This window comes from Flavobacterium sp., assembly GCF_046073885.1.
Classification (GTDB): Bacteria; Bacteroidota; Bacteroidia; order Flavobacteriales; family Flavobacteriaceae; genus Flavobacterium.
In genome coordinates this window covers 21,191-33,571 of sequence record NZ_JBJTND010000066.1, presented here as the reverse complement: position 1 = coordinate 33,571, position 12,381 = coordinate 21,191, and the positions used below count along the sequence as shown (strand labels likewise).

15 protein-coding genes are annotated in these 12,381 nt (G+C 33.8%); 8 read left to right on the top strand and 7 right to left on the bottom strand.

The window, feature by feature from the left end; translation table 11 throughout:
• The 4 genes from ACKOWY_RS09055 to mgtE form a co-directional block, all read left to right on the top strand.
• Positions 1-1,226, top strand: a 1,226-nt coding sequence (locus tag ACKOWY_RS09055) for a tetratricopeptide repeat protein (protein WP_408941117.1), incomplete at its 5' end; no start/stop codon positions are given.
• Positions 1,227-1,242: 16 nt separating this feature from the next.
• Positions 1,243-1,566 (top strand): DUF4286 family protein, encoded by a 324-nt coding sequence (locus ACKOWY_RS09050; RefSeq protein WP_408941116.1) that lies wholly within the window; start codon positions 1,243-1,245, stop codon positions 1,564-1,566.
• Positions 1,567-1,576: 10 nt separating this feature from the next.
• On the top strand, positions 1,577-2,356 hold the full coding sequence (gene rsmA, locus ACKOWY_RS09045; protein ID WP_408941115.1) for a 16S rRNA (adenine(1518)-N(6)/adenine(1519)-N(6))-dimethyltransferase RsmA: 780 nt from the start codon (positions 1,577-1,579) through the stop codon (positions 2,354-2,356).
• On the top strand, positions 2,346-3,698 hold the full coding sequence (gene mgtE, locus ACKOWY_RS09040) for a magnesium transporter (protein WP_408941114.1): 1,353 nt from the start codon (positions 2,346-2,348) through the stop codon (positions 3,696-3,698). Before rsmA ends, mgtE begins: the two co-directional genes overlap by 11 nt.
• A 10-nt stretch (positions 3,699-3,708) precedes the next feature.
• Here mgtE and ACKOWY_RS09035 read toward each other — a convergent pair whose 3' ends face one another.
• Genes ACKOWY_RS09035 through ACKOWY_RS09025 form a run of 3 tightly spaced genes read right to left on the bottom strand, consistent with a single transcriptional unit; the run spans position 3,709 to position 6,977 of the window.
• Entirely contained in the window at positions 3,709-4,791 is a 1,083-nt protein-coding gene (locus ACKOWY_RS09035) for a hypothetical protein (RefSeq protein ID WP_408941113.1), read from the bottom strand.
• 5 nt (positions 4,792-4,796) lie between these two features.
• Positions 4,797-6,473 (bottom strand): DUF6029 family protein, encoded by a 1,677-nt coding sequence (locus ACKOWY_RS09030; RefSeq protein ID WP_408941112.1) that lies wholly within the window; start codon positions 6,471-6,473, stop codon positions 4,797-4,799.
• 27 nt (positions 6,474-6,500) lie between these two features.
• The gene (locus tag ACKOWY_RS09025; RefSeq protein ID WP_408941111.1) at positions 6,501-6,977 is read right to left on the bottom strand and encodes a TlpA family protein disulfide reductase; all 477 of its coding nucleotides are present in this window, start codon (positions 6,975-6,977) and stop codon (positions 6,501-6,503) included.
• Positions 6,978-7,075: 98 nt separating this feature from the next.
• Here ACKOWY_RS09025 and ACKOWY_RS09020 point away from each other — a divergent pair, with 98 nt between their 5' ends.
• From ACKOWY_RS09020 to ACKOWY_RS09005, 4 genes are read left to right on the top strand one after another with little or no spacing between them, the layout of a single operon-like run.
• Positions 7,076-7,903 carry an Omp28-related outer membrane protein gene (locus tag ACKOWY_RS09020; RefSeq protein ID WP_408941110.1) on the top strand — a complete coding sequence of 276 codons (828 nt, stop codon included), beginning with the start codon at positions 7,076-7,078 and terminating at the stop codon, positions 7,901-7,903.
• 57 nt (positions 7,904-7,960) lie between these two features.
• A complete protein-coding gene (locus ACKOWY_RS09015; RefSeq protein ID WP_408941109.1) occupies positions 7,961-8,134 on the top strand; it encodes a hypothetical protein in 174 nt (57 codons plus the stop codon).
• A gap of 33 nt (positions 8,135-8,167) precedes the next feature.
• Positions 8,168-8,620, top strand: a complete 453-nt coding sequence (locus ACKOWY_RS09010) for a 6-pyruvoyl trahydropterin synthase family protein (RefSeq protein ID WP_408941108.1) — start codon at positions 8,168-8,170, stop codon at positions 8,618-8,620.
• A gap of 1 nt (position 8,621) precedes the next feature.
• The gene (locus ACKOWY_RS09005; protein WP_408941107.1) at positions 8,622-9,371 is read left to right on the top strand and encodes a UDP-2,3-diacylglucosamine diphosphatase; all 750 of its coding nucleotides are present in this window, start codon (positions 8,622-8,624) and stop codon (positions 9,369-9,371) included.
• Between the two features lie 61 nt (positions 9,372-9,432).
• Here ACKOWY_RS09005 and tsf read toward each other — a convergent pair whose 3' ends face one another.
• From tsf to rplM, 4 genes are all read right to left on the bottom strand, one after another.
• Complete coding sequence (gene tsf / locus ACKOWY_RS09000) at positions 9,433-10,257, bottom strand: translation elongation factor Ts (protein ID WP_408941106.1); 825 nt, start codon at positions 10,255-10,257, stop codon at positions 9,433-9,435.
• A 106-nt stretch (positions 10,258-10,363) separates the two neighbouring features.
• Complete coding sequence (rpsB, locus tag ACKOWY_RS08995) at positions 10,364-11,185, bottom strand: 30S ribosomal protein S2 (RefSeq protein WP_408941105.1); 822 nt, start codon at positions 11,183-11,185, stop codon at positions 10,364-10,366.
• Between the two features lie 175 nt (positions 11,186-11,360).
• Positions 11,361-11,747: a 30S ribosomal protein S9 gene (gene rpsI / locus ACKOWY_RS08990; RefSeq protein WP_353082779.1), complete on the bottom strand. Its 387-nt coding sequence runs from the start codon at positions 11,745-11,747 to the stop codon at positions 11,361-11,363.
• Positions 11,747-12,202, bottom strand: coding sequence for a 50S ribosomal protein L13 (gene rplM / locus ACKOWY_RS08985; protein WP_408941104.1), 456 nt, complete (start codon positions 12,200-12,202; stop codon positions 11,747-11,749). The genes rpsI and rplM overlap by 1 nt, the downstream gene beginning before the upstream one ends.
• Positions 12,203-12,381: the final 179 nt, after the last annotated feature.

The window sequence follows — 12,381 nt, the reverse complement described above, 5'->3', positions numbered from 1 at the left end:
ATCTTCCAGTTATTCAAAATCAATTAGCCCGATTTATGATTGAAGATGGCGATGTGAGTTTCAACGAAGCTTTGAAAAAAGCATTACTAGTTAGAGCTCAAAAAACACAAGATATTTTTTGGAACGAGTACTTGAGTTGGTTTTATGTTCAAATGAAAGAATACGGGAAAGCATTTATTCAACAAAAGGCAATTTACAAACGCAACCCCGAATCTTTTTCAAATATAATAAACCTGGCACAGCTGGCTATTGAAGAAAAAGACACCGAAACGGCGAAAGAAATATTGAATTTTGTTTTACTAAACACCAAAGATTTAGACCTTCAAATAAAATCCAATGCCTATTTGGTAGAGTTGAAAATTGCTAAAGCTACCCCGCAAGATTATCCAGCAATTTTACTAGAATTAAACACCTTATTGAAACAATATGGAGAAAGCCCGTATACTATATCGCTATTAAAGTTAAAGGCACATTTCTTAACGTTTAATTTAAAAGATTCTGAAGCCGGGAAAGCATTGTTAAAAAGGGTTTTAGAAATGCCAATCAATCGCGATCAAACAGCAGAAATAAAAATGGAGTTGGCCGATATGTTGCTATTTGAAGAAAAATTCAATCAAGCATTAATTTATTATTCCCAAATAGAATCGGATGCCAATAACAGTCCGATTGGACAAGAGGCCAATTTAAAAATTGCCAAAACAAGTTATTACAAAGGCGATTTTAAGTGGGCGAACCACCAGCTTGAAGTGTTAAAATCGGCTTCTACCCAATTAATCGCCAACGATGCTTTGGATTTGTTTTTATTGATTTCTGATAATACCGTTGAAGATTCTACTCAAGTGGCCTTGAAGAAATTTTCGCGTGCCGATTTTTTACTTTTTCAAGATAAAAAACAAGATGCATTGGCAGCATTTCAAGCTATTCTAAAAGAAAATAAGGGCGATGCTATTGAGCCAGTTACATTATTGCGAATTGGAAAAATTTACGAAAGTTTAGGCGATACCACATTGGCTTTAGCCAATTACAAACAAATTTTAGACAATTTTAAAGAGTGCATTTACATTGATGAAGCCTTGTTTTTTTCGGCAGAAATTTATTTTCAATTAAATGATGTCACCAATGCCCAACCGCTTTATGAAGATATTATCACCCACCACGAGGACAGTATTTATTATGTAACGGCTCAAAAGAAATACAGGAAACTTAGGGGAGACAAGGAGATTTAATTTTAAAACAGAAACAATGATTTTATATAATGTTACAAGTAATATAGACACTTCAATTCAACAGCAATGGTTACAATGGATGCAAGAAAAACACATTCCAGAGGTATTGGCAACGGGTAAATTTACATCGGCACGATTGGTGAAAGTTTTAGTAGAAGAAGATATGGGTGGAGTTACCTATGCCGCGCAGTATACTACCGACAGTAAAGCCACTTTGCAACGTTATTATGATGAAGATGCACCAAAATTAAGAGCAGAAGCATTGGCTTTATTTGGTGATAAAGTTGTTGCTTTTAGAACCGAACTGGAGTTTGTTTCTGAGTTTTTTCAATCGAATTAATACCACCCCAATGGATAAAGTAAAAGCAAAAAAGCACCTCGGGCAACATTTTTTAAAGGACGAATCTATTGCCAAGGCAATTGCTGATACTTTAAATTTAGAAGGATATCAATCTGTTTTAGAAATTGGTCCTGGAATGGGCGTATTGACAAAATACCTAATTGAAAAGCCAACTTCAACTTATGTTATTGAAATCGACACCGAATCGGTGGTTTATTTGCAGGAAAATTATCCCGCTTTACGCGATAAAATCATCTCAAAAGATTTTTTAAAATTTGATTTAAACGAAATTTTCAAAGGCGAACAATTTGCCATTATTGGAAATTTCCCTTACAATATTTCCACTCAAATTGTATTTCGAGTATTAGAATATCGAATTCAAATTCCGGAGTTTTCTGGCATGTTTCAAAAAGAAGTTGCCGAACGAATATGCTCAAAAAAGGGCAGTAAAGTGTACGGAATTTTGTCGGTATTGGCACAAGCATTTTATGAGGTGGAGTATTTATTTACAGTTGATGAAAATGTGTTTAATCCTCCGCCTAAGGTAAAATCGGGGGTGATGCGGATGCGCAGAAAAGAAAATTACACCTTGCCATGTAGCGAAAAATTGCTTTTTACGGTTGTGAAAATGGCATTTCAGCAGCGTAGAAAAACCATGCGAAATAGTTTAAAATCACTAAATTTGTCCGATAATTTACGAGAAGATAGTATCTTTGACCTCAGACCTGAGCAATTATCGGTAGAGCAATTTATAGAACTAACCCAAAAAATAGAGGCCAATGCAGTTTAAAATCAGCAAAGAACTGTTAGTTCAAATCGAGCAACTTATTCAACAAAAAAACGACAAGGAATTGGAAGTTTTATTGAATGACTTGCACCATGCTGATATTGCCGAAATTTTTGAGGAACTAGATATTGAAAACGCTACTTATATTTTTAAAATATTAGATAGTGAAATTACTGCCGAAATCCTTCCTGAACTTGAAGACGATATTCGTGAAAAAATCCTTCAAGGTCTTTCCGCTAAAGAAATTGCAGAAGAACTAGATGAATTAGATACTGATGATGCTGCCGATATTATCTCGGAACTTTCCCAAAGTAAAAAACAAGAGGTAATCTCTGAGCTTGAAGATGTTGAACACGCTAAAGACATTGTAGATTTATTGCGCTACAATGAAGATGAAGCGGGGGGATTGATGGGTAAAGAATTGGTGAAAGTAAATGAAAACTGGAACGTACTTACTTGCGTTAAAGAAATGCGAATTCAAGCCGAGAATGTTACTAGAGTTCATTCTATTTATGTGGTTGATGATGAAAACCGATTAAAAGGAAGATTGTCATTAAAGGATCTGTTAACGACTTCTACCAAAACCATGATTAGCAATGTATACATCAAAAAAGTGGATTATGTAAAGGTTGATACTCCAAATGTTGATGTTGCACGAATTATGCAAAAATACGACTTGGAAGCAATTCCTGTTGTAGATGAATTAGGCCGATTAGTAGGCCGAATCACGATTGATGATATCGTAGATGTAATCAAGGAAGAAGCAGATAAAGATTACCAATTAGCAGCGGGGATCTCTCAAGATGTAGAGGCCGACGATAGCATACTTCAACTTACCAAAGCGCGTTTACCCTGGTTGGTTTTGGCGCTTTTAGGAGGCTTTATAAGTGTTAAAATGTTAGGTTTATTTGAAGGAGCCATGTTAAAACACGGAGAGTTATTTTTCTTTACACCTCTTATTGCAGCTATGGCAGGTAATGTGGGAGTTCAATCTTCTGCGATTATTGTGCAAGGTTTAGCTAATCAATCTATTAGTGGCTCAATTTTTAATCGATTATTAAAAGAAATAACTTTAAGCTTATTAAATGGATCGTTGCTAGCAATAATCTTATTTGTAGGGAGTCATTTTTTATTGGGGGTAAATCCAAAAATTGGTATGATTGTAACCATTGCATTAATTTCGGTGATAATTATTGCTTCTTTAATAGGGACTTTTATTCCGCTTATATTAAATAAATTTGGGATTGACCCTGCGCTTGCAACAGGACCTTTTATTACAACAAGTAATGATATTTGCGGGATTTTGATTTATTTTTCAATCGCAAAACTCATTCTGGGATTTTAATTTTTTTCAACTACAAAGAATTAATCCAATCCTGAATTAATTGCACTCCCATATCATGCTTAATAGTTCTTCCTAACGCGGGCATCATGTAGAAGTTGTCTGTTTCAGTTTGAACGCGATAAAACAATATAGATTGTCCTACATTTCCTGGTTGTACAATTCGGCCATTGTATCCCGCAAGATAGTGCTGAGCCGGAACCCCAACTCCCATATTTGCTGGATCTGTAGTTTTATCAAACCCAAATCTTAAATCAAATACATCGGCTTCGCCACCATCAACGTGACAATGAGAACAATTGGCATCAAAATATGACCGTACTCTCAAATCTAATGATTTTGAGGTGTCTTTGTAATCTACAACTGAGACAATTTGTGACGGCAAATTATTTTCTAAATATCCATATTCAATCCATTTGTTCAATTGATTTTTTGATCCCTCCGAAAAATTAAAATTGCTGTTTAAATTTTGAGGCTTTATTCCCAGCGGGAAACGGGAGCCATTGTTTAATCCATGGCATCTTTTACAATCGGTAACCGTAGAAGGGATTTTATAATTAATTGAACGTAAATTATTGGATTCATCAGTCCATGAAATAGCAGTTTGTGAGCCTTGATTTTGTAAATAGGCTTCCGTTTGTTCAGAGTTCCATACATATTCTGCAAAAATCCAACCCGTTTCTTTTCTAATCATCAACCTCGTTTCAACAATTCTTGTTGTATTATTTGGAACAACATGATTGTAATAGAACATTTTTATTACCGCCGATCCTACAGGTAAATCAAGAATTTTAGCATCTCCTTGATAAGAAGCTTTCAGTCCATTTGGAATCCATACAAATCGTTTTTTTTCGGCATAGTCAGTAAATAATTCGCTGGTAGGTTTGTATGGTAAAACCCCATATGCTGGAGACATATTTTTTAATTCACCTTCAAAAAACTTATAATCAGATAATTTAGGATAAGGAACCTGAGTTAAATCAACTACAACGGGAGAAACAGGAACGGAAACATAATCATCCTTTGTGCTACAAGAATTGAGCATCAATAGACAACCGCCTACAAATAAAAAAAGATATTTATTTATAGTAGGCATATGAACTAAAATGAAGTGTTTAATGATAATGCCAAACCAGAACTTTCAGGAACATACCTACATACACCACCTACACATACTAATCCACCTCTTTGACGTCCATAGTTTAAAGCAATACGGGTAGAATTTTTTCTAAATGCTCCACCAATATTATAATAGTGGTTACGCATATAGTCTAATTCATTTCCATAATTATATAAATCGGATAAGAAGAACGATAGTTTAGAATTTAAATTCATTTCAACGGTACCTCCAGCCCAGTTTTTCTTATCGTGATCTGCCCATAAATGCTCCCCAACCACTCGTATTGATTTGGTAGAATTAAATTTATAAGTTGCTTCAGCTGCAACAATAGATGCATTTACTTCACCTGCAGTTTCTTGGATCATTTTCTTGTTGTAATATTGATTGCTGTAACTAAAAATCGATTGCCATTTTGCATTCCATTTTTTAGTTACTTCCAAATTATAATCAGTGAAATATCTTTTGCCAAATCCTAGGAAATCTGTTTTGTAATCTTGTGGATTATAGATATAAAAAGTTCCACCAAGTGCATTCCAATTTGAAAAATTAAAAGCCAATTTCATTCCGTTTTTACCGCCCAATGAGGATCCCTTTTTGAAATCATAAAACAAATCAACTTGCCCTCCAATTTCGCCCGCTTTTACTAAATCTTTATCAGCAAGAATTACATTTGGCTGCGCCTGATATACATAAATATTCGCTAGATTATAGTGATTTTGTTTGGTTAAACTCGGAATAAAATTCATGATTCTATCATTGTAGGAATTGCCTTTAGCTCCTCTTTCCGAGAAGAACCCCATGTTTTCCAATCTTCTAAAAGTTCCATCGATACCAAAACCTTTTTTAGAATAACCAAGGTTAAGTATAACGGCACTACCGGGTTTAATTAAATTATTATCAATTTGATCGGTAACTTGTACCACAGCATCTTTTGATTTATAATCAAATTCAGAGGAAAGATAAAAAGAGTTATGTGTTAAATTTAATCTTCCAGCAAAGCCATTTGTTAAGCTATTGAATTTTGGATTTTCAATATCTGTTTTTTCATCTCTTCCAACATAAGTTAATCCAAGAGAAAGATTAGTAGTATTGTATTTAAAAATATCCGACAAAGTAATTTCGGTATCCAACCCATAAATTTTACTATTAGCTACATCAAAACCTGTCCTTTGTTGCCCGTATATTGATTTAAAAACAAGGTATTTTGTTGGTTTGTAAATAAATCTTCCTCCACGCAATGCATTATTTATACCTAAAGCACGGTCTTCCCAACTACGGTAAAGTAATCCGCTGCCAAATTGCTCATAAAAATACCCAGCGGTAACGTCAATCTTTTCGTTTTTATATTGAATAAAATAGGTTGCCACATTGGTGCCTACATATTTCGGATTCATATTTAATAAGGCATTTTTTTCATAAGCCTCACCTTGAATTCCTGCTGTCCAATTTTTGTATTTATAATTTACAAATAAATAACTGTTGGTTCGTAATGGGTTTTCTGGATGAGAAGTAGGATTTTGAAATTCATCAATTAACCCGGTATCGTTAAGATACCATTGTGAATTGGATTCAAATCCCCCAAAGACATTGCCTTTTTCCTTTTCTTGAGAAAATAGAGTAATTGGGATTAATAAAAAAAGCAATTGGCGTAGTTTCATTTCAATATTTGTTTTTGATTCAAAATCTTACAAAGACTTCAATTTTTCGTATAAATCGACTTCATTTCCTGGCACATAACCATTTTGAATATGTACAATTTTATTGTTCTTTACCACAATAGTGTATGGAATATTTACTATAGAAAGAGCTCTCTTAAAATCTTGATTGGTATCCAATAAAATAGTGTAATCCCATTCTTTGCCACTAACTAATGGTTTCACTCTTTTTTGAGTTCTTGTATCATCAGTTGCAACTGCAATTACTTCAAAGTTGATTGTTTTTTTCCACTCAGCTTGTACTTCGTTCATTTCGTCTAGTTCGTTAATACATGGCGCACACCAACTAGCCCAAAAAGAAAAAATATACAATTTATCTTTTTCGGAAAAATCATTTTTTAAGGAAATTTTTTTTCCTTCAAGATTGGATAAACTTAAATCAGGTAAGTTCTTTTGTGAGTAAGAATATAATCCAATAAAAAGGAACAAAAGGATAATTTTTTTCATAAAAACGGTTTGATTTACAAATTAATGAATAAAATGAATAGGATTAAAATTTATTTTGTTTAATTTGTATTAGGTTTAATAGAATGATTATTAAAGTTATGAAAAAAATATTCTTACTGGCTTTGTTATTTGGCACTTTTTTATTTTCTGCTTGTTCAGAGACTAATGTTATTGAAAACTTGCCAGATCAAAACCCAGATGCTGCTCCAGTTTCTGGAAATTTTAAAAAGAATGTATTAATTGAAGATTATACAGGTACTTGGTGCGGAAATTGCACACGTGTTGCCTATGCTGTAGACCAAGTAAAACTCCAAACAGATAAAGCGGTTACAGTGGCTATTCATAATGGTAATGATCCCTATAATTTTGATGGAATAGCTCCACTTAAAGATTTAATTTTACCAAATACACAACTCGCTCTGCCGGTTTCTAGATTGAATAGAATGACAGTTTGGACTTTTCCAGAGCCAACCAATATCCAACAAGCAATTGATTTAACCGGTAATAATACCTTTTTAGGATTAGCCTTAAATTCGACGGTTTCTAATGGTACAATTAATTTAGAAGTAAAAATGAAGTTCATTCAAAATTACTCTAATTTAAAATTAGTTGTTTATTTATTAGAAGATAAACTGCACTATGATCAACGAAATTATACCAATTATTATAATGGAGTAAACCCAATTCCTAATTTTGAGCACAATCATGTTTTAAGAAGCGCTATCACAAATATTTTAGGAGACCCTCTTACTGGAACTACAAATGGAAGCGAGATCGTTCAACCTTTTACCCTTCCAATTCCAGCTAATATTTCAAATCCAGCTAATATTAGCTTTGCAGCATTTATCGTAGGAAGTGATAATAAAGTGCTAAATGCAAGGGCAGCATTAGCAAATGAAAATCAATCATTCCAAATTAACCCATAATATTTAGAATAATTAATAAGGCCTCAAGGCCTTATTTTTTTATTAATTTTTCTTTCTATGAGTTTACTACTTACCTTGCAACAAGTAACTATTGCCGAAAAAGTTAAGCACGCCCCCAATTCTTCCTATCAAATAGGCATTGCAATTGGATCCTATTTACCGTTTGTGATTTTGGTGATAATTGCATACTGGATGTATTATCGCGCTAAAAACCGGAATGATAACGAGTAAAATTTATTAAATTTGCATTCAAATAATTCCTTTATGAGTAAAATAAGAATTACCAAACAATTTTCTTTTGAAACAGGTCATGCTTTGTATGGTTATGATGGAAAATGTAAAAATGTACACGGGCACAGTTATAAGTTATCAGTTACCGTTATTGGAACTCCAATTACAGATACTACGAATGTAAAATATGGAATGGTAATTGACTTTTCAGATTTAAAGAAAATAGTTCGTGAAGAAATTGTTGATTTATTTGACCATGCAACTGTTTTTAATCAAAACACACCTCATGTGGAATTAGCTGAAGAATTAAAAAACAGAGGGCATCATGTGATTTTGGTTAACTATCAGCCTACAAGTGAAAATATGGTTATTGATTTCGCCAAGAAAATTAATGATCGTCTTCCTAGTTCAATACAATTGCACTCTTTAAAATTACAAGAAACCGAAAGCTCTTTTGCTGAATGGTACGCTTCTGATAATTTATAATATGACTTCTAAGAAAATATATTTTGCATCCGATCAGCACTTTGGGGCTCCAACTCCAGAGGTAAGCTTTCCAAGGGAACAAAAGTTTGTTGCTTGGCTTGATGAGGTGAAGCAAGATGCAGAAGCAATTTTTTTATTGGGAGATTTATTCGATTTTTGGTTTGAATATAAAACGGTAGTTCCAAAGGGATTTGTAAGAATTTTAGGAAAATTAGCCGAAATCAGAGACAGTGGAATTCCCATTTATTTCTTTGTGGGTAACCACGATTTGTGGATGGATGATTATTTTCAAAAAGAGTTGAATATTCCCGTTTATCACGATAATAAAGAATTTACCTTTTATAATAAAACCTTCTTAATAGGCCATGGAGACGGTAAAGGCCCTGGAGATAAAGGATACAAACGCATGAAAAAGGTGTTTGTGCATCCGTTTTCTAAATGGTTGTACCGATGGCTTCATCCCGATCTTGGGATGCGTTTAGCCCAATACTTATCGGTGAAAAACAAATTGATTTCTGGAGCTGAAGATGTGGTGTTTTTAGGAGAAGATAAAGAATGGTTGATTCAATATGCTAAACGCAAATTAGAATCGAAACACTATAATTATTTTGTTTTTGGACACCGTCATTTGCCTTTGCAACTTACTATAGGAGAAAACTCAGAATATGTTAATCTGGGAGATTGGATTGGCTATTTTACTTACGGAGTTTTTGATGGGGAAAGCTTTCAATTAAAAACATTTACTAAATAAAGATACATAAAAAAACCTCGTTCTTTTGGAACGAGGTTTTTTATTATTTGTTTAGAAAAAATTATCCTAAAGCAACTCGACTGAATCCTGTTACAGTTAAACCAGCATCTACCGAATTAACGTAAGCAGAAACGCTCATAGAACCATCTTTAATATAATCTTGATTTACTAAAGTATTGTCTTTGTAAAAACGTTGAATTTTACCTTTAGCGATATTGTCTAACATAGCTTCTGGTTTTCCTTCTTGACGTAATTGATCTTTAGCAATTTCAATTTCTTTTTCAATGATTGATGCATCAACACCCGCTTCATCTAAAGCAATTGGATTCATTGCAGCAGCTTGCATCGCTACGTTTCTTGCAGCTTCTTCACCGCCAGCAACGTTAGAAGAAAGGGCAACTAAAGTAGCAATTTTGTTTCCTGCGTGAATGTAAGAACCAACAAAAGCACCGCTTAATCTTTGGAAAGAAGCAACTTCAATTTTTTCTCCAATAACACCTGTTTGCTCGATTAATTTTTCAGCAACAGTGATTCCGTGGAAATCAGAAGCTAAAAATTCTTCTTTAGTAGCATAGTTTAATGCTTGGTTAGCTAATTCAGTAGCTAATTTTACGAAACCTTCATTTTTTCCAACGAAGTCTGTTTCGCAATTTAATGTGATTACAACACCAGTAGTTTTGTCTGCACTTACAACTGCAATTGCAGCTCCTTCAGTAGATTCTCTGTCAGATCTGTTAGCAGCAACTTTTTGACCTTTTTTTCTAAGGTTTTCAATTGCTAAATCAAAATCTCCATCCGCTTCTACTAAAGCTTTTTTGCAGTCCATCATACCTGCACCGGTGATTGTTCTTAATTTATTTACGTCTGCAGCAGTAATTGTTGCCATAATATTTTAAAATTAAAAGTTTTTAAAAAAGTAAATTACGAATTACGAATTAGAAATTACGCTAAAACAACGTAATTCGAAATTCATAATTCGTAATTATATTGTCTTATTCTTCAGATTTTGTCTCTTCAGCAGCTTCTTCAGCAGCAGGAGCTTCAACAGCTTCTTCTACAATAGCAGCAACTTCTTCCGCAGCAACTTCTTCCGCTTCTGGAGCATCTTCTCCGTCTTTTTCAGAAGTTCTGTTAGCTAATCCGTCTTTTACAGCGTCTGTAACTAAAGTTAAAATCTTATCGATTGATTTAGAAGCATCATCATTTGCAGGGATAACATAATCTACCTCACGAGGATCAGAGTTGGTATCAACCATTGCGAAAACTGGAATGTTTAATTTTTGTGCTTCTTTTATTGCGATGTGTTCAGCTTTGATATCTACTACAAATAATGCAGCAGGTAATCTAGACATGTCAGCTATAGATCCTAAGTTTTTTTCTAACTTAGAGCGTAAACGATCTACTTGAAGTCTTTCTTTTTTAGAAAGCGTCATGAAAGTACCGTCTTTTTTCATTCTATCAATAGTAGCCATTTTTTTAACAGCTTTACGGATAGTAACGAAGTTTGTTAACATACCACCAGGCCATCTTTCAGTGATGTAAGGCATGTTGCAAGCTAAAGCTTTTTCTGAAACGATATCTTTTGCTTGTTTTTTGGTAGCTACGAAAAGTATTTTTCTACCAGATGCTGCAATTTTTTTCATAGCTTCTCCAGCTTCTTCAATTTTTGCAGCCGTTTTATATAGATTAATGATGTGAATACCATTACGTTCCATATAAATGTAAGGAGCCATGTTTGGGTCCCATTTACGAGTCATGTGTCCGAAGTGAACACCTGCTTCTAATAATTCTTTAACGTCAATTTTTTTTGCCATTGTGTAATAGTTTACGTTCCGTGATTAGCAATGTTCCTTTCGCTTTTTGAGCTTTTAGGCTTCATTTAGATGCTAAACTAATTCCCTTTTAATAAGGAATATCGACAACTTTGTTTTTAATTCAATTTTAATTGTAAAAAGGGTTCTGAAAAAATATTCTGATAAATATCGAATATTAACGTTTCGAGAATTGGAATCTCTTACGTGCTTTTTTCTGACCGAATTTTTTACGTTCTACCATTCTTGGATCTCTTGTAAGTAATCCTTCTGGTTTTAAGATGGCTCTGTTTCCTTCACCAACTTCACACATTACTCTTGCTAAAGCCATTCTCACAGCTTCTGCTTGACCTGTTGAACCACCTCCGTATACATTTACTTTTACGTCAAAGTTGTTTACGTTTTCTGTCATAGACATTGGTTGTAAAACTTTGTACTGTAAAGTAGCTGTTGGAAAGTAAGTTGCAAACTCTCTTTTGTTTACGGTAATTTTACCTGTTCCTTCAGTAACGTACACACGTGCAACAGCACATTTTCTTCTACCGATTTTGTGAATAACTCCCATTACTTTAAGTCGTTAAGGTTAACGGTTTTTGGTTTTTGAGCAGCATGTTTGTGCTCTGAACCAACATTTACATCTAAATTACGGAAAAGTTGCGCTCCTAATTTGTTTTTAGGCAACATTCCTTTTACAGCTTTTTCCACTAATAATTCAGGATTTTTTTGTTGCATTACTTTAGCAGTCAAGCTTCTTTGTCCTCCTGGATAACCTGTGTGACGAATGTACGTTTTATCGTCAAGTTTGTTTCCAGTTAGGTTGATTTTGTCTGCGTTGATAACAATTACGTTATCTCCACAATCAACGTGCGGTGAATAACTTGGCTTGTATTTACCTCTTAATAGCATAGCTACTTTTGAAGCAAAACGACCTAAGTTATGACCTTCAGCATCTACAACAATCCACTGCTTGTCTGCTGTGGCTTTGTTCACTGAAACTGTCTTGTAGCTTAATGTGTTCACAATAATTTTTTTTAATTAAACATTCCATTCCCAATTAAGGGAGTGCAAAAGTACAATTATTTATTATATATGCAAACAGGTTTTCGTTTTTCTTTTCAGTTGAATTATAGATATATACAAAAATGTACCATTTTTCTTTCTAGCCCCGATTGAATGGTTAGCTCTGCCACGCAGTGGCA